Origin of the sequence: Trichlorobacter ammonificans, assembly GCF_933509905.1 — a bacterium.
GTDB lineage: Bacteria > Desulfobacterota > Desulfuromonadia > Geobacterales > Pseudopelobacteraceae > Trichlorobacter > Trichlorobacter ammonificans.
The window spans coordinates 2,805,199-2,820,380 of record NZ_OW150024.1; the positions used below are offsets into that span (position 1 = coordinate 2,805,199).

13 protein-coding genes and 1 riboswitch are annotated in these 15,182 nt (G+C 60.5%); of the genes, 11 read left to right on the plus strand and 2 right to left on the minus strand.

From position 1 onward, the window contains the following. Window positions 1-56: 56 nt before the first annotated feature. From RAK07_RS12855 to RAK07_RS12880, 6 genes are all read left to right on the plus strand, one after another. Window positions 57-248, plus strand: a complete 192-nt coding sequence (locus RAK07_RS12855) for a hypothetical protein (protein ID WP_305733234.1) — start codon at window positions 57-59, stop codon at window positions 246-248. Window positions 249-385: 137 nt separating this feature from the next. Continuing rightward, a complete protein-coding gene (locus tag RAK07_RS12860) occupies window positions 386-1,468 on the plus strand; it encodes an alpha/beta fold hydrolase (protein WP_309550377.1) in 1,083 nt (360 codons plus the stop codon). After that, window positions 1,468-3,042, plus strand: a complete 1,575-nt coding sequence (locus RAK07_RS12865; RefSeq protein ID WP_305733235.1) for a GH3 family acyl-acid amido synthetase — start codon at window positions 1,468-1,470, stop codon at window positions 3,040-3,042. Before RAK07_RS12860 ends, RAK07_RS12865 begins: the two co-directional genes overlap by 1 nt. Window positions 3,043-3,069: 27 nt before the next feature. Beyond that, complete coding sequence (gene sixA, locus RAK07_RS12870; protein ID WP_305733236.1) at window positions 3,070-3,552, plus strand: phosphohistidine phosphatase SixA; 483 nt, start codon at window positions 3,070-3,072, stop codon at window positions 3,550-3,552. 24 nt (window positions 3,553-3,576) lie between these two features. Further along, complete coding sequence (locus RAK07_RS12875) at window positions 3,577-3,774, plus strand: hypothetical protein (protein WP_305733237.1); 198 nt, start codon at window positions 3,577-3,579, stop codon at window positions 3,772-3,774. A 241-nt stretch (window positions 3,775-4,015) separates the two neighbouring features. Next, entirely contained in the window at window positions 4,016-5,752 is a 1,737-nt protein-coding gene (locus RAK07_RS12880) for a methyl-accepting chemotaxis protein (RefSeq protein ID WP_305733238.1), read from the plus strand. 73 nt (window positions 5,753-5,825) lie between these two features. On the opposite strand, the gene RAK07_RS12885 is transcribed toward RAK07_RS12880, so the two are convergent. Then, the gene (locus RAK07_RS12885; protein ID WP_305733239.1) at window positions 5,826-6,917 is read right to left on the minus strand and encodes an HD domain-containing phosphohydrolase; all 1,092 of its coding nucleotides are present in this window, start codon (window positions 6,915-6,917) and stop codon (window positions 5,826-5,828) included. Between the two features lie 84 nt (window positions 6,918-7,001). Beyond that, window positions 7,002-7,080: riboswitch (cyclic di-GMP riboswitch) on the minus strand. 199 nt (window positions 7,081-7,279) lie between these two features. Here RAK07_RS12885 and RAK07_RS12890 point away from each other — a divergent pair. The 5 genes from RAK07_RS12890 (at window position 7,280) to phoU (ending at window position 11,663) form a co-directional block, all read left to right on the plus strand. Next, on the plus strand, window positions 7,280-8,269 hold the full coding sequence (locus RAK07_RS12890) for a PstS family phosphate ABC transporter substrate-binding protein (RefSeq protein ID WP_305733240.1): 990 nt from the start codon (window positions 7,280-7,282) through the stop codon (window positions 8,267-8,269). 84 nt (window positions 8,270-8,353) lie between these two features. Continuing rightward, entirely contained in the window at window positions 8,354-9,265 is a 912-nt protein-coding gene (gene pstC, locus RAK07_RS12895) for a phosphate ABC transporter permease subunit PstC (RefSeq protein ID WP_305733241.1), read from the plus strand. Then, on the plus strand, window positions 9,265-10,185 hold the full coding sequence (pstA, locus tag RAK07_RS12900) for a phosphate ABC transporter permease PstA (RefSeq protein ID WP_305733242.1): 921 nt from the start codon (window positions 9,265-9,267) through the stop codon (window positions 10,183-10,185). Before pstC ends, pstA begins: the two co-directional genes overlap by 1 nt. Window positions 10,186-10,215: 30 nt before the next feature. After that, window positions 10,216-10,992, plus strand: a complete 777-nt coding sequence (pstB, locus tag RAK07_RS12905) for a phosphate ABC transporter ATP-binding protein PstB (protein ID WP_305733243.1) — start codon at window positions 10,216-10,218, stop codon at window positions 10,990-10,992. Beyond that, a complete protein-coding gene (phoU, locus tag RAK07_RS12910) occupies window positions 10,992-11,663 on the plus strand; it encodes a phosphate signaling complex protein PhoU (protein WP_305733244.1) in 672 nt (223 codons plus the stop codon). Before pstB ends, phoU begins: the two co-directional genes overlap by 1 nt. A 7-nt stretch (window positions 11,664-11,670) precedes the next feature. On the opposite strand, the gene mfd is transcribed toward phoU, so the two are convergent. Then, on the minus strand, window positions 11,671-15,177 hold the full coding sequence (gene mfd, locus RAK07_RS12915; protein WP_305733245.1) for a transcription-repair coupling factor: 3,507 nt from the start codon (window positions 15,175-15,177) through the stop codon (window positions 11,671-11,673). Window positions 15,178-15,182: the final 5 nt, after the last annotated feature.

Below are 15,182 nucleotides of genomic sequence, written 5' to 3' on the forward strand. Positions count from 1 at the left end.
CGGCGTAGGCTTGCCCCGTACACTGACGACCAACGGAAACAATGGAGGAGATGACCATGAAATTTGAATCCCTTGACGACTACTACCTCTGGACCTGCGACTGGTGCGATTCCGAAAACCGGACCCTGTGGGTGAAGGTTGCCCAGGGAGATGTGGCCTGCGGGGCCTGCCACCTGAGCGCCAGCCATCCCACATCGGGCAGGGGGACTGAACATCGCAACGGCCGTATCATGGCAGGACTGTGCTAGACAGCTGCCGCGGGAGAGAAGGCAATGTGGATTATCCGTGCGCTGACCATGCAAACGCAGCTTGCAGAGCTTGACCGGCAGATGGACAAACTGCGCAAGCTGGTTGACCGTAACTCTCAGGCCACCGGAGGCAGATCATGAAGCAGATGCTTGAGCGACACATCCCCCCCTTGGCTGCGCGCCATCCCGCGTTGATGACGGTGGCATCGGCAACGGCAGGGCTTTTGCGCAGCATGGCCATCAAGCTCTACCGTCCCCGCCACCGCCCCCGTGAGCAGGCGCTGTGGGAACGATATCCCAGCCTCCCGGCGGTCCGCTGTCAACTGTACCGGGAGAAGTCGGCAGGCTCCAACCCCACCATCGTCATTGGCGGGTTTGTGCCGGATGCCACGGAAGCGGTGGAATTCCAGCGTCCAACTCTGCGCCGTCATGGTTCCATCTATTACCTGAACTTTCCCCGTAACGGTTTCAGTCAGGAACTGTTTGAGGGGCAGCTGGCCGACCTGATCGACGATCTGGCACTGAACGGGGAGCGTCCGGCACTTATGGCTGTCAGCTTTGGTGCCGGTCTGCTGGTGGAGTTCCTGCGTCGCGCACCTGAGAGTATTCATGAAAAGATACGTGGTCTGGTGCTGGTCAGTCCGGTGCTCTGCACTGCCGACCTGATCCGTGCCGCTGGGGAGCGCAGCGGCGGGGTACGCATGCTGGAGTCCAACCTGCGCAAGATCATGGGCGCCGACCCGGCCAACGAGTATGACCTGAACCGCCAGCTGGAGCGGGCCCGGCGTTGCTTCCAGGCCCTTTTCGAAGCAGGGGCGGAGAACCGGCCGCTCACCACCCGGCACCTTACCATCCGCAGCAGGATTTTTGAGGTGCTGGAACAAACCTCCAATCTGGGAGGATACGAACGGGTGCTGGCCCTGAAACGCTTTGCCGTCCCCTGTGGGCAGCGCAGCATTTACAGCGGCCCCAGCCTGCTGCTAGTGGCCGAGGATGAAGAAAGCGTACTGGTACCATCCTCCCCGACGCTCTGCCTGGTGCGTGACCACGAGCGGTTACGGGTGATGCTGCCGGATGTGCGGCTGCGCAAGGTCTCGTCGCCGGATGCCGCGGACCCGGTGGCCCATGCCTCACTGATCTTCCACCATCATGCCTTCAACCCGCTGCTGGAGGATTGGCTGGAACGGTTGCACCGTCATCCCCTCTGGGCAGTTGTCTGATGTTTGCGGCGCTCACCCCTCTGCTTCGTCTGCCGGTACGGATGGCAGCTCTCCGCCGCGCCCGCAGTTTTCATAGTCGCGATCCCCGTGGAGCACAGCGGGCACTGCTGCCCTGGCTGGTGTCTCGTGCAACTGTCACGGCTTTCGGGCAACAGCACGGTTTTCCGGCCCTTGCCGGCCTGTCGCCGGAACGCTTGTACCGGCAGTATTGCCGTCAGGTGCCGATCCGTACCTACCGCCAGTTCTGGGACAGCTATTTCGGCCCCTGCCTGCAGAACCGGCATGACGGGAAAAAGCTCGAGTTGCGTGACCTGACCTGGCCGGGCCTGATTCCCTGGTTGTGTGAAACCTCCGGCACCACGGCCCCCACAAAATACATCCCTTTCAGCAACGACATGTTTGCCGCCAACAGACGGGCAGCGCTGGATATGATGGCCTGTTATCTGGCCGCCAAACCGGAGAGCAGACTGATCGGCAACACGATGCTCTACATGGCCGGCCCCACCAGCCTGACCAGGATGGGCGACGGTGTACAGTCCGGCGATATGAGTGCCATAACCCTGCAACAACGTCCCTTCTGGCTTGAACCGTTTGTGGAGCCGAAGGAGCCGCTCTCGTCAGCCACCTGGGAGCAGCGGCTGGGCGGCATGGCCCGCCTGCTGATTGAAGACCGGCGTATCAGGGCGATTTCCGGGGTTCCGCCCTGGATACTCCTGCTGCTGAAACAGGTTGAACTGCTGTCAGGCCGGTCAGTGAGCAACGTATTGCCGCATCTTGAGCTGATCATCCACGGCGGTGCCAGTCTCGCTCCTTATCGGGATGAGTTTCTGACGTTGTTCGGAGAGCGGATGCCCGACCTCCTTGAACTGCTTCCATCCTCTGAAGCGTTCATGGGCTTTCAGGCGCAGGGAGAGCAGGGGATGCGTCTGACCCCTTTTTACGGCTGCTTTTTTGAATTTGTGCCAATGGAGCAGCTGGATGAAAGCGGCGCTCCACAGGCGGATGCCGTTGCGGTGCCGTTGTGGGAGGTGGTGCCGGGGCAGCGCTATGCCGTGATCCTCTCCACCTGCGCCGGACTCTGGCGCTACCATATCGGTGACACGCTGCGCTTTCTGGATACCGAACAGTACCGGATCGAGTTCACCGGACGGGATAAGTTTCTTGACCGCTTTGAGGAAAAGGTGACCCAGGGAGAGGCTGAGGCGGCGGTGGCGGCGGCCAATGAGCAGTTGGGTATTGCTGTGCGGGAGTTCATGGTGGGGCCGGATATCGGCGCCCGGCGGCATTGCTGGGTGCTGGCCTGCCGCTCCAGGGCTGTTTCTGCGGCACAGGTATCCGCTTTTCTTGATCGCGCGCTGATGACGGCAAATGCCGATTATGCAACATTCCGCAGCCAGGGGCGGATTCATGCGCCGCTAACGCTGCTGGCTGATGAAGATCTGATCTATCGCTGGTCACAAGAAGCGCGGGGCAAGCTGGGGGGGCAAAGCAAGATACCCCATATCGATCCCACCCCGACCGGCGGGATGGTGGCTGACCTGCGCACGTATATTCAACAGCACAGCAGCCGATAGCCGGCTGAATGTCTCGGAGGAGGAATTATGCAGATTTATTTTGTACGACATGCTGAGACTGTAGAGAGTGCGGAAAACCTTCCGGACGAAATGCGGTATCTGAGTAAACGAGGACGCAAACAGATCTGTAAACAGGCTAAAAACCTGAAGGGTCACAAGGTAAAGCCCACTCTGATACTGACCAGTCCGCTGGCACGGGCAGTTCAGACAGCAGAACTGCTGGCTGCGGAGTTGAAAACTGCGCAGATTGTCGTGCACCCCAGCCTGCTGCCCGACACGGAACCGGATGTAATAGCGGAGATGATTACGGAAATAGGGCCGCTCAAGGCTCTGATGGTGGTTGGTCACGATCCGCAACTGTCTGCCGTGGCAGCGCAGCTTCTAGGCTACGAACATGTCTCCAGGTTCCAGAAGGGGAGTTGCCTTGCCCTTTCCTGGAAGCCGGGTGAACATGCCGCTTTCATGTGGTCCGCTACCAGCAACGGTAAGATCCGAAGGCATAACAGGTAGACCGGAACGAAAGGCTTGATTGTCATGACCAGCTTATCAACCGCTTATGCAGGCATTGCAAGATTGCTCAGAGAGCAGGAACTCCCGAATGCGCCGGTTGACCATCAATGGGAAGAACTGCTCTACCGACTTACCAAAATGGATGATCCCGAAATGCGGGAATACGGTATGTGTGAGCTGAACACTATCCATGAGCAGGAATCACAAACAGCCCCTTCTTAAAAGGGGGAGCTTGACTGTCTCTGACTTCAGTCCATCGATGTACTACTGACCTGGGATGCCTTGTGGATACCTCCCATGGAATGAACTCGACCATAAAAAGTATCCGCTTTCTTCAGCATACCTCATTCTGCTGCAGGGCGTATTTATCACCAATTTGACACATGGCAGAAGCAGAACGGCAGTTATTATGTGCCACAACCTGTCAATAGGAATCTTACGATGTACAGGGAGACAAGACATCATGCTGTCGTCAATTGCAATGCGCCTGAGTATTAAGACAAAGCTGCTGATATTAATTGTGTTTATTTGCCTTGGTATAGGTAGCCTTGGAGGACTTCTCTGGAAGACCTCCAGTGTGATGGGGGGATATCTTGAGGAGCTGGGCATGAAAAACTTTCCCTCTGCACGCACAGCTCAGGAACTGCAAACCGTTAAAGCTCGCCAGGCCGCAAATCTGGCCTACTTCGTTGCTTCAAGAGATGAACGCTATCTGAAGGAGTACGAAAAAGGGAGAGAGCGATTTGATTTGCTGCTGGCGGAACTCGGCAAACATGAACAGACTGCTGAAGGCAAATCGGTCTTAGCCGAGATAGGCACGCTGAACGTAGAGTATTCTTACAAAGCAGACGATGTCATTTCCTTGTCCCGTGGTCGCTATGGTGAAGAGGCATTCAAGACACTGGAAGAGACGCTCGGGGCGCTGGACGAGAGTATTCTTCTGTTGTCACTGAAGATAGCAGACCGCAATACATCCTACATGGAACGCCAAAGCTCCACCGCAATGGCATCGGCTGAATGGTACAAAATCATTGCCATTGCTACTCCCTGCCTATTGATGCTCTCCCTGCTCTGGTGCTCGTTTTTGCTGGTGCGTTCAATTACCTCGTCCCTGGCAGGCGCTGTGGCAATGGCCCATGAAATTCGGAAAGGCAACCTGTCGGCCCGGGCAGCTGTGCTGAACCATGATGAAGTTGGCGAAATGGTTGCCGCCATGAACCAAATGGCTGAGCATCTTGGTCTGGCAATGACAAGAATTTCACAAAACAGCAACAGTATTACCGGGGCCGCAGATCAGTTGCATGTCATAGCCGTGCAGACTGCGCGATCCGCCGGCCAGGCTTCCAGCCAAGCAAACACCATAGCAACCGCTGCTGAAGAGATGGCGGCCACCTCTCGTGAAATAGCCCAAAGCTGCGAAAATGCAGCTGAACAATCCAGTCAGGTTGGCATGGCTGCAAAAAATGGTGCGGAGGTTGTGCACTCCTCCATTGCTTCCCTTGAAAAAATTGCAGAGCTGGTCAGGCAGGCAGCTGTCTCCATTGATGGGCTGGGTAAACAGAGTGAGCAGATCGGCAGCATAATACTGACCATCGGTGACATTGCTGACCAGACAAATCTGTTGGCCTTGAATGCCGCCATTGAAGCGGCGCGTGCGGGTGACCAGGGACGCGGATTTGCGGTGGTGGCTGATGAAGTTCGTGCGCTTGCGGAGCGGACGAGCACGGCGACCGGGGAGATCGAGCAGATGATAAACGCCATACAGGATGAAACCCGTCATGCAGTGCAATACATGGAAAAAGGAGTACATGAGGTGGAACAGGGAGCATCTGACGCCGCCTGCTCAAGGGAAGCGCTGCAACATATACTTTCCCAGATAGATGCCTTGACGGAACAGGTCAACCGGATTGCCTGCGCTGCGGAAGAACAGACCAGTACCACAAGCCAGATCAGCCAGAACATACTTGGTATCACTGAGGCGGTCGGCAGCACTGCCCATGGCGCCGAAGAGTCGGCGAATGTAATTAGACAACTGGTTGGCATGGCCAACGGTCTTCGTGAGCAGGTTGAATACTTCAGGATGATTCCGGAGGTTGCGACCCATGATCATGGTGTCAGTCACGAAGTCGGTGACGTTAAACACCAGGGACTTTCCATCAGAAACCTTGGTTCTGCTGCTCCCCGGCTTGTGGCGACCTGATTCCGCCATACGGCTCTACGTCAGCGGATCGTCCGGGCCTCTGGAGGCAAAACCGGACCGGGTCTGGAGAGGATTAAATATATTCGTGGTGAATATCCTGGAACTGTTCCTCAAGTGAGAGGAACGCCTTGACCAGCTCCGGGTCAAAGTGGGTTCCGTCTCCTTCCAGCAGCATCATCCGCACTTTTTCGTGTCCGTATCCCTTGCGGTAGCAGCGGTCGGAGCGCAATGCATCGTAAAAATCAGCCACCGCCATGATCCGGGCCGGTAACGGGATGTTCCGTCCCACCAGGCCGTCGGGATACCCGGTGCCGTTCCAGCGCTCGTGATGGTACAGGGCGATCTCGATACCCATGCCGATGAAGGTATTGCCGCAGTAGAGGTTGTACACCTGCTGCAGGTTTTCGGCCCCCAGCACGGTGTGGCTTTTCATGATCTCGAATTCGTCCTGCGTCAGGGGACCGGGTTTCAACAGGATGCGGTCCGGAATGGCTACTTTGCCGATATCGTGCAGCGGTGAGGCATGCTGGATGCAGTCCACGAACTCGGGGGTGATGTAGTGGCTGTAGGGGGAGCCGTCCCCCAGGCGGATCGCCAGCAGGCGGCAAAACTCCCGCACCCGCTCCAGATGGGCGCCGGTATCCTCGTCCCGTTGCTCGGCCAGCTTTGCCAGGGCAAAAATGGTGGCCTGTTGGGCATCGGAGATTTCCCGCACCTTCTTCTCCACCATCTGCTGAAACTTCAACTTCCCTTCCAGCATGCAGAGATTGAGGAACACCGCGATCCTGGCCCGCAGCTCCTCGAAGTGAAACGGCTTGGTGATGAAATCAACCGCCCCCAGATGGAAGGCACGCATCTTGTTCGCCGGGTCCGGGTCATCACTGAGCATGATGACCGGAATGTCGCGCAGCCTGATATCCTGTTTCAACTGGCGGCAGAACAGGTAGGCATCGGTATCGACAATGTTGGTGGCCAACAGGATCAGGTCGGGCAGGTAGTTACGCAAGGCGGACAGGGCAATGGAGCCGGTGGGGAAGACCACCACCTCGTTGCCGTGCACCACCAGCAGTGTATTCAGCAGGGCAAGGGTGGTGGGATCGTCATCAACCACCATAATCTTTGCCTTCTGCAACTGTTGCGACGCTTGAAGCCGCTCAACATCCATTGCCTATATCCTTGCAACCACGAACAAAAAAACCCTTCCGGCTGCGGGGAAGGGCGAAAAAGCGTTGTGCGTTTTTGCCCTCTCTTCGGCAACCCGGCGGTCCTTACCTGAAGGATCCGTGGCTTTGCGTCCCTCGATTACTCAAGGTTTGCTCGTGAACGGAGAGGTAACTGTCTTGTATTGCTGTTAATACTCTGCTTCCTCCCCCCTGTCAAACGTTTATTGCGCCGCTGTCGGCGCCGTCTCAGCCACAGTTCACCAACCTTTTTCCGACCCGTAACACAGTTGTCACAATCCAGGAGTAGCGTGAACAGCGTTGCAACAGTGCATGCAGAGCACACATTCCAAAGGAGACCATACCCATGCTCAAGAAAGCGATTCTGGCAGCCTGCCTCACCCTGAGCTGCGCCGCCGCGGCCCAGGCCAACACCCTGGTCAAGATCGACGGCTCCAGCACCGTCTACCCCCTTACCGAAGCAGTGGCCGAGGAGTTCCAGAAAGGAAAGAAAGGAGCTGTCAGGGTAACGGTCGGCATCTCCGGCACCGGCGGCGGGTTCAAGAAGTTCTGCCGCGGCGAGATCGACATTTCCGACGCTTCGCGTCCGATCCTGAAGAAGGAGATGGAAGCCTGCGCGGCGGCCGGCATCAAGTACATCGAACTGCCGGTGGCCTACGACGCTCTGACCGTGGTGGTGAACCCCCAGAACAGCTTCATCAAGACCATGACCGTGGAGGAACTGAAAAAAATCTGGGAGCCGACTGCCCAGGGCAAGATCACCAAGTGGAACCAGGTCAATCCGTCCTGGCCCGATCTGCCGATCAAGCTGTTCGGCGCCGGTGCCGACTCCGGTACCTTCGATTACTTCACCGAGGCGATCGTGGGCAAGTCCAAGTCCAGCCGCGGCGACTTCACCGCCAGCGAGGACGACAACGTGCTGGTACAGGGCGTTTCTCGCGACAAGGGGGCCCTGGGCTTCTTCGGCTACTCCTACTACGCCGAGAACACCAAGAAGCTGAAGGCGGTTGCCATCGCCGAGAAGGCCGGCAAGTCGGGAGTGCTGCCCTCCTTTGATACGGTCAAGAACGGCACCTACCAGCCCCTCTCCCGCCCGGTCTTCATCTACGTGAGTGCCAAGTCCCTGGAGAAACCCGAAGTAAGAGAATTCGTTGATTTCTACCTGGCCAACGCCGCCAAGTACGCCAAGGCGGTCAAGATGGTGGGGCTGCCCGACAAGGCGTACAAGCAGACCCAGTCCAACTTCAAGGCCAAGAAGACCGGCACCGGTTTCGGCGGTGTCCCCGAAGTGGGCGTCTCCGTCGAGGAGCTGCTGCAGCGGGAAGGCAAGCACTGACAGCTCAGGAGCAGGCTGGACGCGGCGGAGGGGCGGTGCACATGGCGCCCCTCCGCCGGCTATTTTCACACCCCGGAGTATCCTGTGGACACCAACACAAACCGACTGGCCCATAAACCGCTGCGCCATATCAAAGAGCGGATCATCGAACTGGGGCTGTTTCTCGCCGCCTCCATCTCCGTGGCCACCACCTTCGCCATCGTCGCCATCCTGGTGTACGAATCGATCCCCCTGTTCAAGGTGGTTTCCCTCTGGACGTTTCTCACCGACACCCAGTGGACCCCGCTGTTCGATGATGCCCACTACGGCATCATGACCCTGGTGGCCGGCACCCTGGTCACCACCCTGGTGGCGCTGGCGGTGGCGATTCCCATGGGAACCGTCATCGCCATCTACCTGAGCGAGTTCGCTCCCCACCGGGTGCGGGAAAGCGTCAAACCGTTCCTGGAACTGCTGGGAGCCGTCCCCACGGTGGTGTACGGCTACTTCGCCCTGATCTTCGTCACCCCCCTGCTGCAGAAACTGATGCCGGAACTTCCCGGCTTCAACATGCTTTCCGCCGGCCTGGTGATGGGAATCATGATCATTCCCTACGTCAGCTCGGTCAGCGAGGATGCCATGCGGGCGGTGCCGATGCATATCCGCGAAGGTTCCTACGCCATGGGGGCCACCCGCTTCCAGACCGCCACCCGGGTGGTGGTACCCGGCGCCTTTTCCGGCATCGCCGCCGCCTACATCCTGGGAATTTCCCGGGCCGTGGGGGAAACCATGATCGTGGCCGTGGCCGCCGGCATGCAGCCCAACCTGACCCTGAACCCCCTGGAGCCGGCCGCCACCATCAGCTCCTACATCGTACAGGTGGCCCTGGGGGATCTGCCCCACGGCAGCATCGGCTACCAGACCATCTTCGCCGCCGGTCTGACCCTGATGCTGATTACACTGGTCTTCAACGTACTGGGCTACTGGCTGTCACGCAAATTCCGGGAGGTGTACTGATGCGTTTCACCCTTGACGAGATGCGGGGCATCATCGCCCGCCACAAGCGATGGGATCATCTGTTCGCCCTGTTCGGCATCTGTTGCCTGCTGGTGGGAATCCTGACCCTGGTGGTACTGTTCGCCCAACTGTTCCTGCAGGGTATGGAACGGCTCACCCCCCAGTTCTTCACTTCCTTCCCCTCCCGGTTGCCGGAAAACGCCGGCATCCTCTCCGCCTGGGTGGGAACCATGGCGGTGATGCTGGTCACCGCCGTCACCGCCGTTCCCCTGGGGGTGGCCGCCGCCGTCTACCTGGAAGAATACGCACCCCGCAACTGGATGACCGCCATCATCGAGATCAACGTCACCAATCTGGCCGGCGTCCCTTCCATTGTCTATGGCTTGCTGGCCCTGGGCCTGTTCGTCTATCAGTTCGGTTTCGGCCAGAGCATCCTCTCCGCCGGCCTCACCCTGGCGCTGCTGATCCTGCCGGTGGTGATCGTGGCCACCCGGGAGGCGCTGCGGGCAGTACCGGGCAGCATCCGTGAGGCGGCCTACGCCCTGGGTGCCACCCGTTGGCAGATGGTCTCCGGTCACCTGTTGCCCTATTCGTCGGCAGGGATTCTCACCGGCATGATCATCGGCCTTTCCCGGGCCATCGGCGAGACAGCGCCGATCATCACCATCGGGGCGCTCACCTTCATCGCCTTTCTACCCAGTTCACCCGTTACCGCCGAATTTCCCTTCATCTCCTTTGCCTGGCTGAAGGACCCGTTCACGGTGATGCCGATCCAGATGTTCAACTGGACCTCGCGGCCGGAGGAGGCGTTCCAGCTGAACGCCGCCGCAGCCGGGGTGGTGCTGCTGGTCATGACCCTGGCCATGAACGGCCTGGCCATCTGGCTGCGCTACCGTATCCGCAGGAGAATAAAGTGGTAACATTCCATACTGCCCGTCAGGAGCAACCGCATGACTGAATCAATACAAACATTGAAAGCCGAAGCACGGGATCTGAGCTTTTACTACGGCACCGTCAAGGCATTGAAAAATATCTCCCTGCCGCTGTACGACAGGAAGGTGACCGCCCTGATCGGCCCCTCCGGCTGTGGCAAATCGACCTTTCTGCGCTGCTTCAACCGGATGCACGATCTCTATCCCGGCAATCGCTACGACGGCGAGATCGTCCTGCACCCGGACAACGTCAACGTCCTTTCCGGCGATGTTGACCCGATCGAGGTCCGGATGCGGATCAGCATGGTCTTTCAGAAGCCGAACCCCTTCCCCAAGTCGATTTTCGAGAATGTGGCCTACGGCCTGAAAGTGCGGGGGGTCAGCAAAAAATCAATTCTTGAGGAAAAGGTGGAAGAGGCCCTGACCAACGCCGCCCTCTGGAACGAGGTGAAGGATCGCCTGCATGACCTGGCCTTCAACCTCTCCGGTGGTCAGCAGCAGCGGCTCTGCATCGCCCGGGCCCTGGCCATTGATCCGGAGATCATGCTGTTCGACGAGCCGACCTCCGCCCTGGACCCGATCGCCACCGCCAGCATCGAGGAGTTGATGGAGGAGCTGAAGGCGCGCTTCTCGATCCTGATCGTCACCCACAACATGCAGCAGGCGGCCCGGGTCTCCGACTACACCGCCTTCCTCTACATGGGCGAGCTGATCGAGTACAATGAAACCAAGAAAATTTTCACCAATCCGGATCGGAAAGAGACGGAAGACTACATCACGGGGAGATTCGGATAATGGAACGAGAACATTTCAGCGCAGCCTACGACCAGGAGCTGAACGACCTGCGGCAGCGGCTTCTGACCATGGGGGGGCTGGTGGAGGTGATGATCGCCGACTCCATCAAGGCACTGGTGGAGCGGGATACCGCCCTGGCGGAGCGGATCATCGCCATGGACCACGAGGTGAACACCCACGAGGTGGCCATTGACGAAAAATGCCTGGAACTGCTGGCCCGTCGTCAGCCGGCGGCGCGGGATCTGCGCTTCATCACCCTGGCGCTCAAGATCGTCACCGACCTGGAGCGGATCGGCGACCAGTGCGCCAACGTGGCCAAACGGGCCCGCGAGCTGAACCAGGAGCCTCCGCTGAAGCCGTACATCGACATCCCGCGTATGGCGAACCGGGCCTCCACCATGGTCCGGGAAGCCCTGGACTCCTTTGTCCGCTACGACGACACCCTGGCCATCAAGGTCTGCAAGGACGACCAGCTGGTGGACGAGCTGAACCAGCAGATCCAGCGGGAACTCTACACCTACATGATCGAGGACCCCAGCACCATCAGCCGGGCCATGAAACTGACCTACATCTCCAAATCGCTGGAGCGGATATCCGACCATGCCACTAACATCGCGGAAATGGTCATCTTCATGGTGAAGGGAAAAGATATCCGCCACACCATCGCCTGAAAACCGACTACGGGGCGGCCAGCCGCTGCAGCAGGCCGGCTGCCGCCTCGATCACCTGGCTGCCGACCACACTATCCGCCAGCTGCATCACCAGGCGGTGATCGGGAGTGAATTGGTAGGCGGCCGGCTCCTTTCGGATGAGGGTAATGAGGAGATCGGGCTGTACCGTGGTCCGGGGATGGAACGTCAGCACCAGCTTTCTGCCGTCGGCGTCGATTTTCTGTATCTTCAGCCGCTTGAGCTGAATGCGCAGCCCCATGATCCGCACCAGGGTTTCCACGGCCGCCGGCAGGTGGCCGTAGCGGTCTTCCATCTCCCCCCGCAGCTCCGTCACTTCCTGCTCTGTTTCGGCCTGCACCAGCCGCTTGTACAGCACCAGCCGCTGGCTGGTGTCCGGCACGTAGCTTTCCGGAATGAAGCCGGAAACCGCCAGGTTGATCTCCGGTTCGCAGCGTTCCTCCCGCTGCTCCCCCTTCAGATTGGCGATGGCCTCCTCCAGCAACTGGGTATAGTACTCGAAGCCGATATCGGCCACCGTGCCGGACTGACGGGGTCCCAGCAGGTCGCCGGCACCGCGCAGCTCCAGATCATGGGTGGCGATACGAAAGCCGGCCCCCAGCTCGGTCAGCTCCTGGATCACCTTGAGCCGCTCACGGGCATCCTGGGTGATGCTTCCCTCGCCGGGGATCAGCAGGAAGGCGTGCCCCTGCACGGTGGAGCGGCCGATCCGCCCCCGCAACTGGTAGAGCTGGGAGAGGCCGAAGGTGTCGGCCCGGTCCACCAGCATGGTGTTGGCCCGGGGGATGTCCAGGCCGGACTCGATGATGGTGGTGGAGAGCAGCAGGTTGGTGTCGCCCCGCATGAAGCCCAGCATCACCTTTTCCAGCTCTTTCTCCTCCATCTGGCCGTGGGCCACGGCGATGCGGGCCTCCGGCACCAGGCGGCGCAGCCGCTCCGCCACCAGGCCGATACTCTGTACCCGGTTATGCACGTAGAAGACCTGGCCGCCCCGTTCCAGCTCCCGCATGACGGCATCCCGCACCAGCTCGTCCCGGTCCCGGGCCACCACGGTGCGGATCGCCTGCCGGTCCACCGGCGGGGTGTCGATGATGGAGAGATCGCGGATGCCCATCATGGAGAGGTGGAGGGTACGGGGGATCGGCGTGGCGGTGAGGGTGAGGATATCCACGCTGGCCCGGTACTGTTTCAGCCGTTCCTTGTCCTTGACCCCGAAGCGCTGTTCTTCGTCCACGATCAACAGCCCCAGGTCCTTGAACGCCACATCCTTCTGCAGCAGCCGGTGGGTGCCCACCACGATGTCCACCTTCCCCGCCTTCAGCCGCTCCAGAATCTCCTTCTGTTCCTTGGCGGAACGGAAGCGGGACAACGCCTCAACGGTCAGCGGATACTCCTTCAGTCGCTCCCTGAAGGTCTCGAAGTGCTGCTGCGCCAGGATGGTGGTGGGGACCAGCACCGCCACCTGCTTGCCGTCCAGCACCGCCTTGAAGGCGGCCCGCAGCGCCACCTCGGTCTTGCCGTAGCCCACGTCGCCGCAGACCAGCCGGTCCATGGGGCGGGTATGCTGCATGTCCCCCAGCACATCCTGAATGGCGTTCAGCTGGTCCGGGGTTTCCTCCCAGGGGAAGGTGGCCTCGAACTCCCGGAACAGCTCGTCCGGGGGCGAGAAGCCGAAGCCCTGGGCCGCCTGCCGCCGGGCATAGATCTCCAGCAGCTCGCCGGCCAGCTCCTCCACCGCCTTGCGGGCCTTGCTGCGGGTCTTTTCCCAGCCGCTCCCCCCCAGCCTGGCCACCTGAGGAACCGCCCCTTCGCCCCCCACGTAGCGCTGCACCAGCCCCAGGCGGTCGATCGGCAGGTAAAGTTTGTCGCTGCCGGCGTACTCCAGCAGCAGGAAATCCCCCTCCACCGTACCGGTTTTCAGGTGGTGCAGACCACGGTAGATGCCGATGCCGTGGTCCACATGCACCATGGGATCGCCGGGCTTCAGCTCCGCCAGAGACGCCAGGATCTGTTTGGTGCGCAGCGCCGACACCCCGCTTTTGCGCCGCGTCCGCTTGCCGAACAGCTCTTCCTCGGCAATCACGGCGCAGCGCTGCCGGGGCAGCCGCACCCCCCGCGAAAGCTGGCCCAGGGCGATCCCCACGGCCCGGTGCCCCTGCGTTGCCGCCAGCGCCGTCGCCAGCCCGCTGCCGGGGGGAATGTCGACACAGGGGATACGGTACCCCTCCAGCAGTGTCCGCATCCGCTCCGCCTGGGTGCTCTGGTGACAGACCAGCAGCAGCTGCCACTCCTGCTCCAGCCAGCCGCGCAGCCGTGCCGCCAGCGGTTCCAGGGCGTGCTGCCGCTCCGGGGCCACGCTGACCTTCAGGTCGCGGTTCTCCTCGCTGGCAAGCGCCACCACCCGGGCGGCATGCAGTTCGTCCTCCACCGCCACCACCGGGATTTCCAGCCGCTGACACCCCTCAAAAAGCACGCGCATCTGCTCGGAGTTCAGGAAAAGATCCGCCGGCTCGGGATAGAGCCGTCCCTCCTCACGGGCCTTCTGCTCTCCCAGGGAAATATCCCGGGCAAACAGGGCCGCCTGCTCGCGAACCCGTTCCGGCTCCACCAGCACCAGCAGGGGTGCGGCCAGGTAGGCGGTGAACGGGACAAGGTCGGGCTGAAAAAGGGGCTGCAGGTACTCGATACCGCCGGGCCAGCCGGCCTCTTGGAGCTCGGCGGTCAGCGTGCGTCGCCGGTCCGCCGGAATGTCCAGGGCGTCAGCCCGCTCCTTCAAACGCGGCAGGAACCGCTCCAGGGTAACTGTATCCAGGATCAGTTCCCGGGAGGGCAACAGCAGCAGTTCCTGCAGCGGCTCGTGGGAACGCTGGCTCAAGGGATCGAACTGACGCAGGGTTTCCACCTGGTCACCGAAGAATTCAATCCGCACCGGGCGGGCCATGCTGGGGGGAAACAGGTCCAGAATGCCGCCGCGGACGGCAAAGGTACCCCGTTCCTCCACCAGGGGAACATTGACATATCCCATCCGCACCAGGCGTTCCAGCAGCTCCTCCCGGTCCGGCTCGTCCCCCGGCGCAAGACGACAGGAGGCGGTTGCGAGCACGCCGGGGGGCAGGACCCGCTGCAGCAGTGCCGCCACCGGCGCAACCACGGTTGCCTGCGCTTCCTGTCCCAGGCGAACCAAGGTCGAAAGCCGGGCACCGCTGATGTCGGGATGCGGGGAAACGGAGTCGAAGGGAGCGGTTTCCCAGGCCGGAAAGGAACAGATCCCGGCCGCATCGAAAAAGTCCAGTTCCCGGACCAGTTCGTCCGCGGTCGCCTGGTCCGGCGTTACCACCAGCAGATGGCGCCGGACCTGCTGCGACAGCAACGCGATGGCCAGAGCAGTGCCGGCTCCGGCGGCGCCGGTCAGGATGATCGGATTCCCGCCGGCGGCTACGGCATCTGTCAGTGATCCGGTGAAGTGGTGCAGCGTGGTATGCTCGTGATGATCCATGGTGG

Excerpts from the sequence above, each read along its gene's own strand:
- RAK07_RS12885 (WP_305733239.1), bottom strand. The coding sequence starts at position 6,917 with ATGGATGTTGAGCGGCTTCAAGCGTCGCAACAGTTGCAGAAGGCAAAG.
- mfd (WP_305733245.1), bottom strand. The coding sequence starts at position 15,177 with ATGGATCATCACGAGCATACCACGCTGCACCACTTCACCGGATCACTG.
- pstB (WP_305733243.1), top strand. The coding sequence starts at position 10,216 with ATGACTGAATCAATACAAACATTGAAAGCCGAAGCACGGGATCTGAGC.
- RAK07_RS12890 (WP_305733240.1), top strand. The coding sequence starts at position 7,280 with ATGCTCAAGAAAGCGATTCTGGCAGCCTGCCTCACCCTGAGCTGCGCC.
- RAK07_RS12880 (WP_305733238.1), top strand. The coding sequence starts at position 4,016 with ATGCTGTCGTCAATTGCAATGCGCCTGAGTATTAAGACAAAGCTGCTG.
- RAK07_RS12875 (WP_305733237.1), top strand. The coding sequence starts at position 3,577 with ATGACCAGCTTATCAACCGCTTATGCAGGCATTGCAAGATTGCTCAGA.
- RAK07_RS12865 (WP_305733235.1), top strand. The coding sequence starts at position 1,468 with ATGTTTGCGGCGCTCACCCCTCTGCTTCGTCTGCCGGTACGGATGGCA.
- sixA (WP_305733236.1), top strand. The coding sequence starts at position 3,070 with ATGCAGATTTATTTTGTACGACATGCTGAGACTGTAGAGAGTGCGGAA.
- RAK07_RS12855 (WP_305733234.1), top strand. The coding sequence starts at position 57 with ATGAAATTTGAATCCCTTGACGACTACTACCTCTGGACCTGCGACTGG.
- phoU (WP_305733244.1), top strand. The coding sequence starts at position 10,992 with ATGGAACGAGAACATTTCAGCGCAGCCTACGACCAGGAGCTGAACGAC.
- pstA (WP_305733242.1), top strand. The coding sequence starts at position 9,265 with ATGCGTTTCACCCTTGACGAGATGCGGGGCATCATCGCCCGCCACAAG.
- RAK07_RS12860 (WP_309550377.1), top strand. The coding sequence starts at position 386 with ATGAAGCAGATGCTTGAGCGACACATCCCCCCCTTGGCTGCGCGCCAT.